Source organism: Pseudomonas sp. MWU347 (genome assembly GCF_017947305.1).
Taxonomy (GTDB): domain Bacteria; phylum Pseudomonadota; class Gammaproteobacteria; order Pseudomonadales; family Pseudomonadaceae; genus Aquipseudomonas; species Aquipseudomonas putida_A.
Window position 1 is genome coordinate 250121 of sequence record NZ_JAFGZB010000005.1, and the last position, 18104, is coordinate 268224.

Genomic DNA, 18104 nt, shown 5'->3' on the forward strand with positions numbered 1-18104 from the left:
GAATGGCCTACAGACACTTAAGAGCCGCTTTATAACAAGGGCTCTAAAAAGCTGTCAAGGAAGCCCCCCAGGCAAAAACGTATTAATGCGTGCTAATTCTTTCCTTTGAATCAGACTCACGTTTTTCGTCCTTGGAAACTATCTCCGGAGCCACATCCGGCAAGGGCTCCGGCGCGTATTGCAGCGCAATTTGCAGGACCTCGTCAATCCATTTAACCGGTTTAATCTGCAGATCCTGCTTGATATTGTCAGGAATCTCCTTCAGATCGCGCACGTTCTCTTCCGGAATAATCACAATCTTGATTCCGCCACGGTGAGCCGCCAGCAGTTTTTCCTTCAGACCACCAATCGCCAACACTTGGCCACGCAGGGTAATTTCGCCGGTCATGGCAACATCGGCGCGCACCGGAATCCCGGTCAAGGCTGACACCAGTGCCGTGCACATGCCCACACCCGCGCTAGGACCGTCCTTCGGGGTCGCCCCTTCCGGCATGTGAATGTGCGTGTCGCGCTTCTCATGGAAGTCCAGCGGAATGCCCAGGCTTTTGGCACGGCTGCGCACAACGGTCAGCGCCGCAGTGATCGATTCGACCATTACATCGCCCAGCGAACCGGTCTTGATCAGCTGACCTTTACCCGGCACCACAGCCGCTTCGATGGTCAGCAATTCACCGCCCACCTGCGTCCACGCCAAGCCAGTCACCTGACCGATCTGATCCTGTTGCTCTGCCAGACCGTAGCGGAATTTACGCACGCCGAGGAAATGCTCCAGCAGGTCAGCTGTCACTTTTACCGAGAAGCGTTTTTCCAGCGCATGTTCTTTCACGGCCTTGCGGCAGACTTTGGCTATCTGACGTTCGAGGCCACGCACACCGGCTTCACGGGTGTAGTAACGGATGATGTCGCGGATCGCTTCCTCGTCGAATTCCAGCTCACCCTTCTTCAGACCATTAGCGGCAATCTGCTTGGGCGACAGGTACTTTACGGCGATGTTGATCTTTTCGTCTTCGGTGTAGCCCGGCAGACGAATGACTTCCATCCGGTCCAGCAATGCCGGCGGGATGTTCATCGAGTTCGAGGTGCACAGGAACATCACATCGGACAGGTCGTAATCGACTTCCAGATAGTGATCGTTGAAGTTGTGGTTCTGCTCCGGATCGAGCACTTCCAGCAACGCCGACGCCGGGTCGCCACGCATGTCGCTGCCCATTTTGTCGATTTCATCGAGCAGGAACAGCGGGTTGCGTACGCCCACCTTTGTCATCTTTTGAATCAATCTTCCTGGCATCGAACCAATGTAAGTCCGACGATGACCACGAATTTCCGCTTCATCACGCACGCCACCGAGGGCCATACGCACAAATTTACGGTTAGTGGCGTGGGCAATCGACTCTGCCAGCGAGGTCTTACCCACGCCAGGAGGACCCACCAGGCACAGCACCGGGCCACGGATCTTCTTCACGCGCTTCTGCACGGCGAGGTATTCAAGGATGCGCTCCTTGACCTCTTCGAGACCGTAGTGATCGGCGTCGAGAATGTCTTCAGCACGCGCCAGGTCGAGGCGTACCTTGCTTTGCGCCTTCCACGGCACCTGCACCAGCCAGTCGATGTAGGAGCGCACCACGGTGGCTTCAGCGGACATCGGCGACATTTGCTTGAGCTTGTTCAGCTCGGCGGTGGCTTTGGCCAAGGCATCTTTCGGCAGGCCGGCAGCATCGATGCGCTTTTTCAGCTCTTCGATTTCATTGTGACCTTCGTCACCGTCGCCCAGCTCTTTCTGAATGGCCTTCATCTGCTCATTCAGGTAGTACTCGCGCTGGCTGCGCTCCATTTGCTTTTTGACGCGGCCGCGAATGCGTTTTTCAACTTGCAGCAGATCGATTTCGGCATCCAGCAAGGCGAGCACGTGCTCGACCCGGGCCGACAGATCGATGATTTCGAGGATTTCCTGTTTCTGCTCGATCTTCAGCGCCATGTGCGCGGCCATGGTGTCGACCAGACGACCCGGCTCATCAATGCTGTTGAGCGACGACAGGACTTCAGCCGGGACCTTCTTACCCAACTGCACGTATTGTTCGAACTGCGACAGCAGGCTGCGCACGAACACTTCGGATTCGCGCTCGGCGGCGTCGACTTCGTCGATCAGCGAGACTTCGGCGCGGCAATGCCCGTCGACTTCGCTGAAGCGCTCTACAGCACCGCGCTGCTCACCTTCGACCAGAACCTTGACGGTGCCGTCCGGCAGCTTCAGCAGCTGCAACACAGTGGCGATAGTACCTACGCGATAGAGAGCGTCTTCACCGGGATCATCGTCAGCCGGGTTTCTCTGGGCCAGCAGCAGGATCTGCTTGTCGCCCGTCATCGCGGCCTCGAGGGCTTCGATGGATTTCTCGCGCCCCACGAACAGCGGGATAACCATGTGCGGATAAACCACGACATCACGCAATGGCAGGAGAGGCAATTCGATGGTTGTCTTCATGATTTCGCCTCTACGGCGGCCATATGGCCGTAATCAGATGGAATTAAACTTGAAACCAAGATGGGGGCTGCCTTGAAAAAAAACAAGCGCAAAGCGGATGTAAAAAACGACATAAAAAAAAAGAGGCCCGAAGGCCCCTTCTTTGTTCCGGCAGTGTGGACGCTTACGCGTCCGGCGCTGCCTTGGCCGTCGGCTCACTGTTTTCGTAGATATACAGTGGCTTGGACTTGCCTTCAATCACGCTTTCATCGATGACGACTTTGCTCACTTCAGACTGCGAAGGGATTTCGTACATCGTGTCGAGCAGCACACCTTCGAGAATCGAACGCAGGCCACGGGCACCGGTTTTACGTTCCAGAGCACGTTTGGCGACCGATTTCAGTGCGTCGGTCCGGAACTCCAGATCCACGCCTTCCATCTCGAACAGCTTGGCATACTGTTTGGTCAGAGCATTTTTCGGCTCGGTGAGGATCTGCATCAACGCAGCCTCGTCGAGCTCGTCCAGCGTCGCAAGAACCGGCAGACGACCGACGAATTCCGGGATCAGACCGAACTTGACCAGATCGTCAGGCTCGACTTCACGCAGGGATTCACCGACTTTCTTGCCTTCTTCCTTGCTGCGCACTTCTGCGTTGAAACCGATGCCGCCCTTGGTGGAACGGTTTTGAATAACCTTTTCCAGACCAGAGAACGCACCACCGCAGATGAACAGGATGTTACGGGTGTCGACCTGCAGGAATTCCTGCTGCGGATGCTTGCGACCACCTTGCGGTGGAACGGAAGCGACCGTGCCTTCGATCAACTTGAGCAAGGCCTGCTGCACGCCTTCACCGGAAACATCGCGGGTGATCGACGGGTTGTCGGACTTGCGGGAAATCTTGTCGATTTCGTCGATATAGACAATGCCCATCTGGGCCTTTTCCACGTCGTAATCGCACTTTTGCAGCAATTTCTGAATGATGTTCTCGACATCTTCACCTACGTAACCGGCCTCGGTGAGGGTGGTTGCGTCAGCGATGGTGAACGGAACGTTCAGCAGGCGGGCCAGTGTTTCGGCCAGCAGGGTTTTACCGGAGCCTGTCGGGCCGATCAGCAGGATGTTGCTCTTGCCGAGTTCGACGTCGTCAGCCTTCTTGTCACGCTGATTCAGGCGCTTGTAGTGGTTGTACACCGCTACGGCCAGAACCTTTTTCGCACGCTCCTGACCGATTACATACTGGTCAAGGATGCCGCTGATTTCTTTAGGCGAAGGCAATTTATGCGCGCTGCTTTCGGCCTGTGCTTCCTGCACCTCCTCGCGGATGATGTCATTGCACAGGTCGACGCACTCGTCGCAGATAAAGACCGAGGGGCCGGCAATCAATTTGCGCACTTCATGCTGGCTTTTGCCACAGAAGGAGCAATAGAGCAGCTTGCCGTTGTCCTCGCCGTTGCGGGTGTCAGTCATTCGTTCGATCCAAATCCGATAGGCTTGCAACACAAGATGAAGGCTATTGCGGGCTTTTTCAAGCCCGCTGGTGGTCGGACCTGCCGACCCACCTTATTTTGAGCTGCTTATTTTACGCAGGACGCTGGTTGATGACTTCGTCGATCAGGCCGTATTCCTTCGCAGCTTCTGCACTCATGAAGTTGTCGCGGTTGGTGTCGCGCTCGATTTCTTCAAGCGTACGACCGCTGTGCTTGGCCATCAGCGTGTTCAGACGCTCGCGGATGAAGAGGATTTCCTTGGCATGGATTTCGATATCCGAGGCCTGGCCTTGGAAACCGCCCAGTGGCTGGTGAATCATCACACGCGAGTTCGGCAGGCAGAAACGCTTGCCTGGAGCACCGGCCGTCAGCAGGAATGCACCCATGCTGCACGCCTGACCAATGCACGTCGTCGAGACGTTTGGCTTGATGAACTGCATGGTGTCGTAGATCGACATGCCCGCTGTCACCGAACCGCCCGGGGAGTTGATATAGAGATGGATGTCCTTGTCCGGGTTTTCCGCTTCAAGGAACAGCAATTGCGCACAGATCAGGTTGGCCATGTAGTCCTCTACAGGACCCACCAGAAAAATGACGCGCTCCTTCAGAAGGCGCGAGTAGATGTCATAGGCGCGCTCGCCACGAGCAGATTGCTCGACAACCATCGGGACCAGGCCGCCGGCGGCCTGGATATCAGAGTTCTGCTGAATATACGAATTACGGAACATGCTCTGCAGTCACTCCCAAATAGTTATGTCTTGAATACGCATAAGCCAGCTCGAAGGCTGGCTTATGTGTGTACTTCTTAACGCAAAAACAATCAGTCGGCTTTTGGAGCTTCTACCGGCTTGACCGCTTCTTCGTAAGAGACCGATTTGTCGGTCACGCTAGCTTTCTGCAGAACAGTATCCACAACTTGTTCTTCCAGCACAACCGAACGAACTTCGTTCAGTTGCTGCTCGTTCTTGTAGTACCAGGACACGACCTGCTCAGGTTCCTGGTAAGCCGAAGCCATTTCCTGAATCATTTCGCGAACGCGGGCTTCGTCAGGCTTCAGGTCGAATTGCTTGACCACTTCGGCCACGATCAGACCCAGCACTACACGGCGCTTGGCTTGCTCTTCGAACAGCTCGGCCGGCAGTTGGTCAGGCTTGATGTTGCCACCGAACTGCTGAACCGCCTGCACACGCAGACGGTCAACTTCGTTGGACAGCAGAGCCTTCGGCACTTCGATCGGGTTGGTGGCCAGCAGACCGTCCATTACCTGATTTTTTACCTTGGACTTGATGGCCTGACGCAGCTCACGCTCCATGTTCTTGCGAACTTCGGTGCGGAAACCGTCGATGCCGCTTTCCTTGATGCCGAATTGAGCGAAGAACTCTTCGTTCAGCTCTGGCAGCTTAGGCTCGGAAACGGTGTTTACAGTCACGGTGAACTCGGCGGTTTTGCCGGCCAGGTCCAGGTTCTGATAGTCCTCAGGGAAGGTCAGGTTCAGAACGCGCTCTTCGCCCGCTTTAGCGCCCACCAGGCCTTCTTCGAAGCCCGGGATCATGCGACCGGAACCCAGCACCAGCTGAGTGCCTTTGGCCGAGCCGCCAGCGAAGGCTTCGCCGTCAACCTTGCCAACGAAATCAATGTTCAGCTGGTCTTCGTTCTGAGCAGCACGATCGGCCACTTCAAAACGGGTGTTCTGCTTGCGCAGGATGTCCAGCATCTTGTCCAGATCGGCGTCAGCCACTTCAGCGCTCAGGCGCTCGACAGTGATGCCGTCGAAACCGGCAACGGTGAACTCAGGGAACACTTCGAATACGGCAACGTATTCCAGGTCTTTGCCAGCTTCCAGCGACTTCGGCTCGATCGAAGGCGAACCGGCAGGGTTCAGCTTCTGCTCAACCACGGCTTCGTAGAAGGAGGACTGGATGACATCACCAACAGCTTCCTGACGAGCGTCAGCACCGAAACGGCGCTTGATTTCGCTCATTGGCACTTTGCCTGGACGGAAGCCAGCAATCTTGGCCTTTTGGGCAGTCTGCTGCAGACGCTTGTTGACCTGGCTCTCAATGCGCTCAGCCGGCACGGTGACGCTCATGCGGCGCTCAAGAGCAGTAGTATTTTCAACAGAAACTTGCATGGATATTCCTCGTTGCACAGACGTTAGCCGGCCGTTTCCGACCCCAGAATCAAGGGCATGCATTCTAGTGGGTCAAACTCAAGAAGTCACCCTACTGAAAACGGGTAAAAAAACAGCAGGCCATTTATAGGTGTGAATGCAGCAATGCACTCCACCTCGAAGACGAATAAAGACCATCACGCCAAGGCTCTGCTTCAACCGCTTCTATATATAGAAGAGACTGCGAGCCATCTCCCTGACGGCTGATCCCGCGAACATGGCCGGCGGTCGGCACACTGACAGCAAGCCCCTGAACACGACGAAACGCCCTGCCCTTCGACCCGAAACGCTGCGCGACAAACCACCAGCCGTAAAACAAAAAAGGCGCCAGACTGTTAAATCTGGCGCCTTTCGAAATATGGGGTGGACGATGGGGATCGAACCCACGACAACGGGAGTCACAATCCCGTGCTCTACCAACTGAGCTACGCCCACCATATTGCGTCACAAAAAAGCCATTCAACTTCTTTGCTGAACTTCATCAGACCTGCGGCATGAATGAAGCTTTAATTGGTGCGGATGAAGAGACTCGAACTCTTACGCCTCGCGGCGCTGGAACCTAAATCCAGTGTGTCTACCAATTCCACCACATCCGCAGATGAAGCTTTTTAAAGCAAAGGCGCCAGACTGTTACATCTGACGCCTTTCGAAATATGGGGTGGACGATGGGGATCGAACCCACGACAACGGGAGTCACAATCCCGTGCTCTACCAACTGAGCTACGCCCACCATATCGCGCTACTTGTGCCAAAGCTGCCTAATGGCGCACCCGGCAGGACTCGAACCTGCGACCATCCGCTTAGAAGGCGGATGCTCTATCCAGCTGAGCTACGGGCGCCTTATTAATCTGTACTCTTGGAGGACTACAAACTAAATGCTTTCCAGCTTCGCAGAACGCTAATTCCGCTCAACCTTCTTAACCAGTGCTAGGCTGCGCCCGACAAGTGCGACGAATAGTATAGAGCGCTCCCAAGGCCGTCAAATCCTTTTTGAAAAAAATTCATTTAATTAAAGGAGTTAGGGGAATTTGCTGACCAAGCGCCTTTGCCCTCACCGTCTGACATGCGAGAATGCGTTCTCTTTTTTTCCCCTCTCGATGGTTAATCACGCGCAATGACTGCACAACTAATCGACGGCAAATCGATCGCCGCCAGCCTGCGCCAGCAGATCGCCCAACGAGTTGCCGAGCGTCGCCAGCAAGGCCTGCGCACTCCCGGCCTCGCGGTGATCCTGGTCGGCAGCGATCCTGCCTCTCAGGTTTATGTCTCGCACAAGCGTAAAGACTGTGAAGAGGTCGGCTTCCTCTCTCAAGCCTACGACCTGCCTTCCGAAACCACTCAAGAAGCGCTGACCGATCTGATCGATCGCCTCAACGACGACCCGGCCATCGACGGCGTGCTGCTGCAACTGCCGCTGCCCGAGCACCTGGACGCCTCCAAACTGCTGGAGCGCATTCGCCCGGACAAAGACGTCGATGGCTTCCATCCTTATAACGTCGGTCGCCTGGCCCAGCGCATTCCGTTGCTGCGTCCGTGCACCCCAAAAGGCATCATGACCTTGCTGGAAAGCACCGGCGTGGACCTTTATGGTCTGGATGCGGTGGTGGTGGGTGCGTCGAACATCGTCGGTCGTCCGATGGCGATGGAACTGCTGCTGGCCGGTTGCACCGTGACCGTCACCCACCGCTTCACCAAGGACCTGGCCGGCCACGTCGGTCGCGCTGACCTGGTGGTGGTCGCCGCCGGCAAGCCGGGACTGGTCAAGGGTGAGTGGATCAAGGAAGGCGCGATCGTGATCGACGTCGGCATCAACCGTCAGGACGATGGCAAGCTGGTCGGTGACGTGGTGTACGAAACCGCCCTGCCCCGCGCCGGCTGGATCACTCCGGTTCCCGGCGGCGTTGGCCCGATGACCCGTGCCTGCCTGCTGGAAAACACCCTCTACGCGGCAGAAACCCTGCACGCCTGAGACGTTTTTCCGCAATAAAAGAACCCCGCCTTGTGCGGGGTTTTTCGTATCTGAGAAAAAACACTAACCGTTCGCCGGAAACCCCTCTTTTTACAGGCCTTTTCACGAGATTTTCAGGTCATTCAAACAACCATCGACAGATCTTCAGCCATACTCCTAGAATGCGACGCTTTGAAGAAATAACCCGTTACAAACTAACGGAATATCCAACCTTTATGAGTTCGCCCGCGTGAAAATTCGTCTTTCGATCCTGAGCCTGGTTTTTGCTTTTTCAGGCACATTCGTCACGCCAACGGTCAACGCCGCAGAAACTACCGCCGCGCCACGCGACGCTTCACAACTGAAGATCGCCTCCGGCAGCGCCCTGCTTATGGATTTGCAGACCAATAAAGTCATCTATTCGAGCAATCCGGATGTGATCGTACCGATCGCTTCTGTGAGCAAACTGATGACCGGACTGGTGGTGGTTGAAGCGCACCAGAACATGGACGAATGGATCGACGTCGACATCAGCCATACGCCGGAAATGAAAGGCGTGTTCTCCCGAGTCAAACTGAAGAGCGAACTGCCGCGTCGCGAGATGCTGCTGATTGCCCTGATGTCCTCGGAGAACCGTGCTGCCGCCAGCCTCGCGCATCACTATCCAGGCGGTTACGCCGCGTTCATCGCCGCAATGAACGCCAAGGCCAAAGCGCTGGGCATGACCAATACGCACTATGTCGAGCCGACCGGGTTGTCGGAACGCAACGTGTCCACCGCCCGCGACTTGAGCAAACTGCTGGTGGCCGCTAGCAAGCATCCGATCCTCAGCGAGCTGACCACCACCAAGGAAAAAACCGTAGCGTTCCGCAAGCCCAATTACACCCTGGGTTTCCGCAACACCGATCACCTGGTGAACAAGGCTGACTGGGACATCAAGATCACCAAAACCGGCTTCACCAACCCGGCGGGTCATTGCCTGGTGCTGGTGACGCGAATGAGCAACCGCCCGGTTGCCCTGGTGATTCTCGATGCGTTCGGCAAGTACACGCATTTTGCCGATGCCAGCCGTATCCGCAGCTGGATGGAAACCGGTCGTAGCGCCAGCGTCCCGGCAGTTGCGCAGCAATACAAGGCCGAGAAAAACCTCAAGTCGCGCCAGAGCGGCGTGGTCGAAGCCTCCAAGTAATTAGAAATATCCAACTGTGGCGAGGGAGCTTGCTCCCGCTGGGGCACGTAGAGGACCTTCTTTTTTAACAGAAAAGGCCTGCTGCGCAGTCCAGCGGGAGCAAGCTCCCTCGCCACAGAGGTATTCAGCCAGTGGTTAAATACCCGTTATTCAATCATTGGGTAACGGCATTTTGTCGTCGTCCGGAATGCCGTCACCAGCGCTCGGATCTGGCGTCAGCACATTAGGTCGCGCCAGCGGATCGCGCAGCGGGCTGTCCGGATCCAGCACAGGGTCCACGTCGTCCTCAGGCGTGGTCGGCACGCTGTCCGGTTTTTTATCGTCGAAGCTGGAATCGGTACTCATACGCACCTCACTTCATGGTTTCAGATCAGCCAACGGATCATAGGGCTTGGCCGGTCGCTGACTGTCGTCGTCCGGTTGCACGTCTCGCGGCGCCTTGGCGGGGCCGACCGGATCAACTTGCGGATCGTCGAGATCCGGTGAATCCGGATCGAAACCCAGATCATGACCGGACGAATGCTCGCTTGAGTGTGGGCCTTTCGGGGATGGGGAATCTGCCATGCTCGCCTCCTGATTCACCCGCACATTCGGGCTCTATCAGTGAGAGGCCTGCCGGGCGTGAGGGTGCCCGGCAGATGACGAACGGAGCCTTAATGTGCGGCCAAAGCCTTTCTGGCTTGCGCCGCTTCACGTTCCTGCCCGGCCTGCGCCAGCTCGTCCGCGGCCTTGAGCCAGCGCTGGCGGTCGACTTCGGCAGGAATCTGCGACGGTTTCTGGATCAGTACTGCCCAACCGCCGGATTTTTCGAAGGCGGATTCAAAGGAACTGAAACTCATCAGTTCGCGGCGATTCATCCCGGCGCGCAACAGCACCTTCTGTTTCAGCCGGTCATAACCGGAAAGGATCGCGTAACGCGGTTCGGCCCAGAACGCCGAGCCTTCACTGAAGCGCACCATTACCGGATAACCTGCCGCGACCTGGGTCAACAGGGCAGGCAAATTCTTGTCCAGCGGATAGACCACCATGCCGTAATCGCGAGCCAGGCTCTGCAGATTCTGCTGCAACTGCTCTTGTGCATCCGGCAGATGCAACGGTTTTTCCAGCAAGCCCGGGGTGATCATGATGCCTTGCTGCGACAACAGGCTGGCCAGCACTTGCGGACCACTTTGATTGGCTTCGCCGCGATAGAACGTGCCGCTGAGTTCGACCCGTTCCGGCAGACGCTTGACCTGCGGCGCGACACTGCCCGCACACCCTGCCAACACCGCCGCGCAACCGGCCACCAGCAACGCCCCTCGCAATCGAGAAAATACCTGCACCATCATCACTCTCGTCAGACGCCGGTCATCGTGTTCCGGCAACGCCTGCGATCATAGGGCGACGCACGCCTGCGGTATAGCCTTAAACCGCAGACCGATCGTTTGCATAGAGCGAACTGATTGGTCATCACCGACCTTTGGTCAATAGTCTGAAACACCCCATTGTCTAGACTGTCACTGAAACAGAGCGAACTGAAAAAGTGTGTGCCCGATGCAGGGCAAAGAGGAGGCACTGATGAGCCTGACCATGACTATCGTAATGCTGATCGCCGGCTGGCTGGCCGTGGCCACTGCCATGTTGTGGGGCGTGCTGCGAATTTCGCGGCGCCACCATCACCCGCAGCCACCTGTGGCGGTCGAAAAACCGCAAAAGCACAACGCACGGCACGCGACCGCACATTGATACTGCAAACGTTGATACTGCAAACGTTGATACTGCAAACGTTCCGCCCATAAAAAAGCCCCCTGAACGCTTGGCGCTCAGGGGGCTTTTGGCTGGTCAGCGCTTACGCCTGCTGAGCCAGCTTCTTCTGCTTCGCCCGGCGCGACATCATGTTCAGCACCTCAATCGCTGCCGAGAACGCCATGGCCGCGTACACATACCCTTTCGGTACATGGGCGCCGAAGCCTTCGGCGATCAGCGTCATGCCGATCATGATCAGGAAGCCCAGCGCGAGCATCACCACCGTCGGGTTGTCGTTGATGAACTTGGCCAGCGGTTCAGCCGCAAACAGCATCACCATTACCGAGACCACCACTGCGATCACCATGATCGGCAAGTGCTCAGTCATGCCCACCGCAGTAATGATGCTGTCGATGGAGAACACCATGTCCAGCATCAGGATCTGACCGATCGCGGCAGCGAAGCCCAGGGTCACGGTCGATGTTGCGCTTTTCGGGTCTTCCGGCGCCGGGTCCATGCTGTGATGGATCTCGGTTGTGGCTTTCCACACCAGGAACAGACCACCGGCAATCAGGATCATGTCCTTCCAAGAGAACGCCTGGCCCATGATTTCGATCACAGGGGCAGTCAACTGCACGATGAAGGCGATGGTGCTCAACAGAGCCAGACGCAGAATCAGCGCCATGCCGATACCGATTCGACGCGCCTTCTGACGATGCTGCACGGGCAGTTTGTTGGTCAGGATCGAAATAAAGATCAGGTTATCGATGCCGAGTACGATCTCCATCACCACCAGTGTGGCCAAAGCAACCCAGGCGGCGGGGCTGGCGGCGAGTTCTAACAGATATTCCATGGGTCAGTCCTGACTCTGTGTAAGACGGTTTAGATGGTCTTGGAGGAAGATTCGGATTTTTCCGCGTCTTTTTCCGGTGTTTCTTTTTTCTCGATCAGGCCGCCGGTGGCGTCGCTGAGTGCTTGTTCAGCAGCCTTGTGCGTGTCGTCGATCGCCTGTTTGGCGCTTTCGGCGGCCTTGCCCATCAACTGCTGGGCGCTTTTCTCGGCCTGATCGCAACCGGCCATAAGCAGTAAAGACGTAAACATCAACGCTGGAATTGTGTATTTCATGGGACTTCCTTCGAATGAACAGACAGGGTCACAGACCGCCCGTCGATGGCTGGGCATTCTAGGGAGACAAACACTTCAGGAAAATTCGTATTTTTAGCGGCTATACTTCGGTTTTAACGAACACTGCGCAATCCAGTCAGAGGCCATTGCTCGATGCTCAACTACCGACAACTGCATTACTTCTGGGTGGTCGCCAAGACCGGCAGCATCGTGCGTGCCTGCGAACAGCTGAACCTCACGCCACAAACCATCAGCGGGCAGATTTCGCTGCTCGAACAAACATACGGCATCGAACTGTTTCAACGGGTCGGCCGTCAGCTGGAGCTGACCGAAGCTGGACGTCAGGCCCTGCCCTACGCCGAGCAGATGTTTCAGTTAGGCGGCGAACTGGAGCTGATGCTGCGCGCCCAGCCCAACGAGCAGCAGATACTGTTCCGCGTCGGCGTGGCGGACGTGGTGCCCAAGTCCATCGTCTATCGCCTGATTGCGCCGACCATGGAGTTGCACGAGCCGCTACGCATCACCTGCCGCGAAGACAAACTCGAACGCCTGCTGGCGGATCTGGCGATCCAGCGCCTGGACCTGGTGATTTCCGACAGCCCGATGCCGTCGCACCTCGACATCAAGGGCTATAGCCAGAAGCTTGGCGAATGCGGGATCAGTTTCTTCGCCACCACGCAGCTGGCGGCGCAATACGGGCAGGATTTCCCGCGCAGCCTCAACGGCGCACCGCTGTTGATCCCCGGCGCGGAAACCGTGGTGCGCAGCCGTTTGCAGCGCTGGTTTGCCGAGCAACAGATCCAGCCGCGAATCGTCGGGGAGTTCGATGACAGCGCCCTGATGCAGGCCTTCGGCCAATCGGGCAGCGGGATTTTCATCGGCCCAAGCGTGATTGCCGATGAAGTCAAACGCCAGTACGGCGTCGAGGAGATTGGCCAGACCGATGCGGTGACCGAGTCGTTCTATGCCATTTCGGTGGAGCGCAAGGTCAAGCACCCCGGCATCGTTGCGATTACCGAAGGTGCCCGACGCGAGCTGTTTACCGCGTTATGACGCCTGGGCGCACGCGTCGCGCGGCTTGAGCGTCATCAACACCATGGCGAGGAACACCGACAACAGAATGAACCCGGCAGCGGCGAACCCCAGAAAACCCAGGCCAGCACTGTCGATCACCCGCCCGCCGATCATCGCTCCGAGGCCAATCCCGAGATTGGCCCCGGCGATATTCAGCGAGGCGGCAAAGGCTGGCGCTTCCGGTGCGGCCTTCATCAGGCGTACATGGCTGACCAGGAACAACGCAGCCTGGGTGATACCCCAGATGCCCATGGCCACCGCCAGCCCCACCGTCGAGTGAATGTTCGGCACCAGCGAGACCATGCCGGCAATCATGAACGCGCAGAACAACACCGAGGCGCCCAGTGGATGACGATCCACCGCGCGACCGCCCAGTGAGTTGCCGATCAGCCCGACCGCACCGAAGCCCATCAGGCACCAGCCAACCACCGTGCCGTTGAACCCGGCCAGACGCTCAAGAATGTCGGCCAGATAGGTATAAGCGGTGAACATGCCGCTGAATACCAGAATCGACAACAGCACATGGCCGATCATCAGCGGGTTGCGCAGGATCTTGAACTGCGAGGCGAAGCTGACCTGATGCTGGTGCAGACTGGTTTTCGGCAGGTAAACAAACAGCAGCAAGGCCTTGGCGAAAGCGATCACCGCCAGAATCGCAAACGCACTGCGCCAGCCGAACGCATCGGAAATCAACGTGCCCACCGGAATGCCGAACACCGTCGCGCAAACAATGCCGAAGCCGATCTTGGCAATCGCGCGGCCGGCATGATCCGGGCCGACGATGTCCACCGCCGTCTCACTGGCCAAGGCCCAGAACACCGGCAGGCCGAGCGCCGGGATCAACCGGGCGATGGCCATGACCCAGATGTTCGGCGCCAGCGCCGCAACGGTGTTGGCCAGGCCGAACATGATCAAAATCGTGATGAACAACTTGCGCCGCTCGAAGCGGGCGAAATACGCGGTCAAAAATGGACCGAACGTCGCCACCGTGAAAGCGAATAGAGTCACCAGCAAACCGGCCTGCGGAATGGTTACCGCCAGGTCGCGGGCAATGGCCGGCAACAGGCCGACGATGACGAATTCCGTGGTCAGCACCGTGAATCCGGCGGCGGACAACAGAAGAATGGGCAACAGCATGAGCAACTCCAGCAAAACGACGACACCAGCGATGACCAAGAGGCCCGCTGGCAGACTATGAAAATGAGGATGGCGAATCTTAACAGAGTGTTTCCGGGCTGACTTGCACAAACCTGCTGACTTGCCGATCAATCCGGTGGCAGATCGTCACAGGCCTGAAGGATAACGCCTACGCTGTGATAAAGTCCGCGCCCTGAAAAACGTACACCCTGTTCAGCGCCCCGTTTAACAGCGTTGATCGCGCGTCAGCCCTTTCGGTTCGTGCCGGTGACCTGCCCCCCGATGTATCACCGGTTTCACGCAACCTTGCACCCTATAAAAAATCAGAGATGCCGTTATGACCGCTTCATCCCCTTCTCTATTGCAACGCCTGAAAAACCTCAGCCTGGTCACGCAGATCCTGATCGGCCTGATTGCCGGTATCGCTCTGGCGCTGTTCGCCCCGGAAGCGGCGAAAGGCTCGGCGTTCATCGGCAAAGTGTTCGTCTCGGCACTGAAAGCCGTGGCCCCGATTCTGGTGTTCGTGCTGGTGATGGCGTCGATTGCCAACCACAAGCACGGCCAGGAAACCCACATCCGGCCGATCCTGTTTCTTTATCTGCTCGGCACATTCGCTGCGGCGGTGGTGGCGGTTGTCGCCAGCATGGCGTTTCCCTCGCATCTGGTGTTATCCACCGACAACGTGTCAGTCACCGCGCCAGGCGGCATCGCCGAGGTGCTGCAAAGTCTGTTGTTGAGCGTGGTCGATAACCCGGTCAGCGCGCTGATGAATGCCAACTTCATCGGCATTCTCGCCTGGGCGATCGGCATGGGCGTTGCCATTCGCCACGCCGGTGACACCACCCGCGAAGTGCTCGGCGATCTGTCCAACGGCGTGACGCTGATCGTGCGCGTGGTGATTCGCTTCGCACCTCTGGGCATTTTCGGTCTGGTGGCCTCGACCCTCGCGACCTCGGGCTTCGGCGCACTGATCGGTTACGCGCACCTGCTGGGTGTGCTGCTGGGCTGCATGCTGTTCGTCGCGCTGGTGATGAACCCGTTGATCGTGTTCTGGAAACTGCGCCGCAACCCGTATCCGCTGACCCTCAAGTGCCTGCGCGAAAGCGGGATCACCGCGTTCTTCACCCGCAGCTCGGCGGCGAACATTCCGGTCAACCTGGAACTGAGCAAGCGCCTGGGCCTGCACGAAGACACCTACTCGGTATCGATCCCGCTGGGGGCAACCATCAACATGGCCGGCGCGGCGATCACCATCACCGTATTGACCCTGGCCGCGGTGCACACGCTGGGGATTGCCGTGGACATTCCAACCGCGATTCTGCTCAGCGTCGTCGCGGCGATCTGCGCCTGTGGCGCCTCGGGCGTGGCCGGCGGCTCGCTGCTGCTGATTCCGCTGGCGTGCAGCCTGTTCGGTATCCCGAGCGAGATTGCCATGCAGGTGGTGGCAGTCGGTTTCATCATTGGGGTGTTGCAGGACTCGGCGGAGACGGCGTTGAATTCGTCCACCGATGTGCTGTTTACCGCCGCGGCGTGCCTGGGTGAAGAGGCGAAAGCCCAGCGCACTGCGTAACAATTGCTGCAATGAAAAGCCCGCCAAGGTGTGAACCCTGGCGGGCTTTTTTGTGGCCGAGATCTTTCCCCCCTCACCCCAACCCTCTCCCCCCAAGGGGTGAGGGGGAAAGGGAGCCGATCTTTGTCGGATTCAAGTCTTGAGTTCGACTCGATAGATCAAGTCGGCGTATCTCGAACAAACAACGCGATCAGTCCCCTCTCCCACTGGGAGAGGGCTAGGGTGAGGGCTTCTAACGATTTAGTACGCGCCCATGTAATCGCGTTTACCCACTTCAACACCGTTGTGGCGCAGCAGCGCGTAGGTGGTGGTGACGTGGAAGAAGAACTGCGGCAGACCGTAGCTCAGCAGGTAAGCCTGGCCGCTGAAGCGCTTCTCCTTCGGCGTGCCCGGACGGGTCACGATCTCGATGCCTTCCTTGCCGTTGATCTGCTCCGGCTTGATCTCGCCGATGTAGGCCAGAACCTTGGCGATCAGCGCCTGCAGCTCGGCGAAGGTGGTTTCGGTGTCGTCATATTTCGGGATTTCGACTTCGGCCAGACGCGAGGAAACGCCCTTGGCGAAGTCGACGGCGATCTGCACCTGACGCACCAGCGGGAACATGTCCGGGTACAGGCGCGCTTGCAGGAAGGCGTTCGGGTCGATGTTTTTCTCGGTGGCGTGGGCTTCAGCCTTTTTCAGGACATCGCTCAGGGCGTTGAGCATTTGTTGAAAAACCGGGACGGATGCGGCGTACAGGGAAATGGTCATGGCAGTCTCGTGTAGTGGCTGGGTGGAACGTGGAGGCGATTATAGCCATGCTTGATGACCACACGGCTTGCCTTTTGTTAGCCAAGGATTAGGCTAGGCGCCTTCGACTGCAGAGGGAACGCGCGATGACCACCGAACTTGCAACCACCACCGACGAACCACGGCTCAACGCCACGGAAATCCGCATTCTGGGTTCGTTGATCGAAAAACAGGCCACCAGCCCGGAAACCTACCCGCTGACCCTCAATGCACTGGTGCTGGCCTGCAATCAGAAAACCAGCCGTGAACCGGTGATGAACCTGACTCAAGGCCAGGTTGGCCAGAGCCTGCGGGCGCTGGAAAGCCACGGTTACGCCAAACTGGTCATGGGCAGTCGCGCCGATCGCTGGGAGCACAAGCTCGACAAGGCGCTGGAACTGGTGCCGGCCCAGGTGATTCTCACTGGCTTGATGTTCCTGCGTGGCCCGCAGACAGTGAATGAGCTGCTGACCCGCAGCGGCCGCATGCATGACTTCGAAGATGCCGAGCAAGTGGTGCATCAGCTTGAGCGCCTGATCGCGCGCGGACTGGCGGTGTTGATTCCGCGTCAGGCCGGTCAGCGTGAAGACCGCTACACCCATGCGCTGGGCGATCCGGCAGATATCGAGGCGATCCTGGCGGCGCGGCAGAATCCTGGGGAACGCGCGACCAGCGGTGTGTCAGTTGAACGCATCGAAGAACTGGAAGCACGGATTGCCGCACTGGAAGAACGCCTGGCGCGCCTCGAATAATCACCCCCAATCCTATGGTGGGAGCGGGCTTGCTCGCGAAGGGGCTGTGTCAGTCGAATCACTGTGAATGACACACCGCATTCGCGAGCAAGCCCGCTCCCACAGGGTCTGCACCAAGCCGAAGATCTCTATTTATTCACCATCCCAGTAATCCACACCATCCGCCTGCCGCGCCACGGCAACGAAGCCTGACGCATTGCCTTGGTCATCGACTTTGAAGTTGTCCATCACCGCGTATTTGTTGGAGTCCGGGTATTCACAGATATCCGGTTGCTGCTGGGTGCTGACCGCCAGGTAACGCAGTTCCGCGTCGCTGGTGTTGATGATCTGATGCGCCGTTTCCGGGCCGCCCGGCGGGCAGGCGATCACGTCGCCCGCGCGGATCGGAAAGCGTTCGGCCCCCAGCCGCACTTCGCCCTCCCCGGCCACCACATAGAACATCTCTTCATTGACCCGATGGCTGTGAAACGGACTGCCGCGCATGCCTGGCGGCAAGGCGTACAACCGATAGCCGAGTTTCTGCGCACCAAGCTGCTGGCCGATGCGCGCCATGCGTTGTTGATAGCGACCAGCGGTTTCGCCTTCCGGGGCAAGGGCTTCGGGCAGGGATTCGAGTTCGACCTGGTGCAGGTTGAGGATGGGCGGATGCATGGGGAGCCTCGATCAGGTTTTTTATGAGGGGCAAGTCTGGGCTTGCTGA

Annotated in this window: 18 protein-coding genes and 4 tRNA genes; 6 read left to right on the forward strand and 16 right to left on the reverse strand. The window is 57.8% G+C overall.

Features of this window, described 5'->3' with window-relative positions; all coding sequences use genetic code 11:
* Positions 1-82: 82 nt before the first annotated feature.
* From lon to KCG87_RS13060, 8 genes are all read right to left on the reverse strand, one after another.
* Positions 83-2479, reverse strand: a complete 2397-nt coding sequence (lon, locus tag KCG87_RS13025; RefSeq protein ID WP_003223634.1) for an endopeptidase La — start codon at positions 2477-2479, stop codon at positions 83-85.
* 163 nt (positions 2480-2642) lie between these two features.
* Complete coding sequence (gene clpX, locus KCG87_RS13030) at positions 2643-3926, reverse strand: ATP-dependent Clp protease ATP-binding subunit ClpX (RefSeq protein WP_003223632.1); 1284 nt, start codon at positions 3924-3926, stop codon at positions 2643-2645.
* 112 nt (positions 3927-4038) lie between these two features.
* Positions 4039-4674 (reverse strand): ATP-dependent Clp endopeptidase proteolytic subunit ClpP, encoded by a 636-nt coding sequence (clpP, locus tag KCG87_RS13035; RefSeq protein WP_007951559.1) that lies wholly within the window; start codon positions 4672-4674, stop codon positions 4039-4041.
* Between the two features lie 92 nt (positions 4675-4766).
* Positions 4767-6077 carry a trigger factor gene (gene tig, locus KCG87_RS13040; protein ID WP_027614582.1) on the reverse strand — a complete coding sequence of 437 codons (1311 nt, stop codon included), beginning with the start codon at positions 6075-6077 and terminating at the stop codon, positions 4767-4769.
* A 398-nt stretch (positions 6078-6475) separates the two neighbouring features.
* Positions 6476-6551: transfer RNA gene (locus tag KCG87_RS13045), tRNA-His, on the reverse strand.
* Between the two features lie 76 nt (positions 6552-6627).
* A tRNA-Leu gene (locus KCG87_RS13050) sits at positions 6628-6712 on the reverse strand.
* 58 nt (positions 6713-6770) lie between these two features.
* Positions 6771-6846: transfer RNA gene (locus KCG87_RS13055), tRNA-His, on the reverse strand.
* Between the two features lie 32 nt (positions 6847-6878).
* Positions 6879-6955: transfer RNA gene (locus KCG87_RS13060), tRNA-Arg, on the reverse strand.
* A 275-nt stretch (positions 6956-7230) separates the two neighbouring features.
* On the opposite strand from KCG87_RS13060, the gene folD reads away from it, so the two are divergent.
* Together folD and pbpG are read left to right on the forward strand one after the other, a co-directional pair.
* Positions 7231-8085 (forward strand): bifunctional methylenetetrahydrofolate dehydrogenase/methenyltetrahydrofolate cyclohydrolase FolD, encoded by an 855-nt coding sequence (folD, locus tag KCG87_RS13065; protein ID WP_003223627.1) that lies wholly within the window; start codon positions 7231-7233, stop codon positions 8083-8085.
* A 229-nt stretch (positions 8086-8314) separates the two neighbouring features.
* A complete protein-coding gene (gene pbpG, locus KCG87_RS13070; RefSeq protein ID WP_047597458.1) occupies positions 8315-9253 on the forward strand; it encodes a D-alanyl-D-alanine endopeptidase in 939 nt (312 codons plus the stop codon).
* A gap of 150 nt (positions 9254-9403) precedes the next feature.
* Here the strand turns inward: pbpG and KCG87_RS13075 are convergent, their stop codons facing one another.
* The 3 genes from KCG87_RS13075 to KCG87_RS13085 form a co-directional block, all read right to left on the reverse strand.
* Positions 9404-9598, reverse strand: coding sequence for a hypothetical protein (locus KCG87_RS13075; protein WP_047291581.1), 195 nt, complete (start codon positions 9596-9598; stop codon positions 9404-9406).
* A gap of 12 nt (positions 9599-9610) precedes the next feature.
* The gene (locus KCG87_RS13080; RefSeq protein ID WP_047597456.1) at positions 9611-9817 is read right to left on the reverse strand and encodes a DUF6021 family protein; all 207 of its coding nucleotides are present in this window, start codon (positions 9815-9817) and stop codon (positions 9611-9613) included.
* An 89-nt stretch (positions 9818-9906) separates the two neighbouring features.
* Positions 9907-10578: a peptidase C39 family protein gene (locus KCG87_RS13085; protein WP_210557779.1), complete on the reverse strand. Its 672-nt coding sequence runs from the start codon at positions 10576-10578 to the stop codon at positions 9907-9909.
* Positions 10579-10810: 232 nt separating this feature from the next.
* Between KCG87_RS13085 and KCG87_RS13090 the strand changes: the two genes are divergently transcribed.
* Positions 10811-10978, forward strand: a complete 168-nt coding sequence (locus KCG87_RS13090) for a hypothetical protein (protein WP_167734114.1) — start codon at positions 10811-10813, stop codon at positions 10976-10978.
* Positions 10979-11081: 103 nt separating this feature from the next.
* Here the strand turns inward: KCG87_RS13090 and KCG87_RS13095 are convergent, their stop codons facing one another.
* Positions 11082-11831, reverse strand: coding sequence for a TerC family protein (locus tag KCG87_RS13095; RefSeq protein WP_027613902.1), 750 nt, complete (start codon positions 11829-11831; stop codon positions 11082-11084).
* A gap of 29 nt (positions 11832-11860) precedes the next feature.
* On the reverse strand, positions 11861-12103 hold the full coding sequence (locus KCG87_RS13100) for a hypothetical protein (protein WP_007965379.1): 243 nt from the start codon (positions 12101-12103) through the stop codon (positions 11861-11863).
* 153 nt (positions 12104-12256) lie between these two features.
* Between KCG87_RS13100 and nhaR the strand changes: the two genes are divergently transcribed.
* The gene (gene nhaR, locus KCG87_RS13105) at positions 12257-13156 is read left to right on the forward strand and encodes a transcriptional activator NhaR (protein ID WP_139055775.1); all 900 of its coding nucleotides are present in this window, start codon (positions 12257-12259) and stop codon (positions 13154-13156) included.
* Here the strand turns inward: nhaR and KCG87_RS13110 are convergent.
* Positions 13151-14314 (reverse strand): MFS transporter, encoded by a 1164-nt coding sequence (locus KCG87_RS13110; RefSeq protein WP_210557597.1) that lies wholly within the window; start codon positions 14312-14314, stop codon positions 13151-13153. The genes nhaR and KCG87_RS13110 overlap by 6 nt on opposite strands.
* 337 nt (positions 14315-14651) lie before the next feature.
* On the opposite strand from KCG87_RS13110, the gene sstT reads away from it, so the two are divergent.
* Entirely contained in the window at positions 14652-15884 is a 1233-nt protein-coding gene (gene sstT, locus KCG87_RS13115; RefSeq protein ID WP_098968087.1) for a serine/threonine transporter SstT, read from the forward strand.
* A 240-nt stretch (positions 15885-16124) separates the two neighbouring features.
* Here the strand turns inward: sstT and KCG87_RS13120 are convergent, their stop codons facing one another.
* Positions 16125-16634, reverse strand: a complete 510-nt coding sequence (locus KCG87_RS13120; RefSeq protein ID WP_007965386.1) for a DUF1993 domain-containing protein — start codon at positions 16632-16634, stop codon at positions 16125-16127.
* A gap of 125 nt (positions 16635-16759) precedes the next feature.
* Here KCG87_RS13120 and KCG87_RS13125 point away from each other — a divergent pair, with 125 nt between their 5' ends.
* The gene (locus KCG87_RS13125) at positions 16760-17404 is read left to right on the forward strand and encodes a DUF480 domain-containing protein (RefSeq protein ID WP_210557595.1); all 645 of its coding nucleotides are present in this window, start codon (positions 16760-16762) and stop codon (positions 17402-17404) included.
* Positions 17405-17536: 132 nt separating this feature from the next.
* Here KCG87_RS13125 and KCG87_RS13130 read toward each other — a convergent pair whose 3' ends face one another.
* Positions 17537-18055 (reverse strand): cupin domain-containing protein, encoded by a 519-nt coding sequence (locus KCG87_RS13130; protein ID WP_210557593.1) that lies wholly within the window; start codon positions 18053-18055, stop codon positions 17537-17539.
* Between the last annotated feature and the right edge of the window lie 49 nt (positions 18056-18104).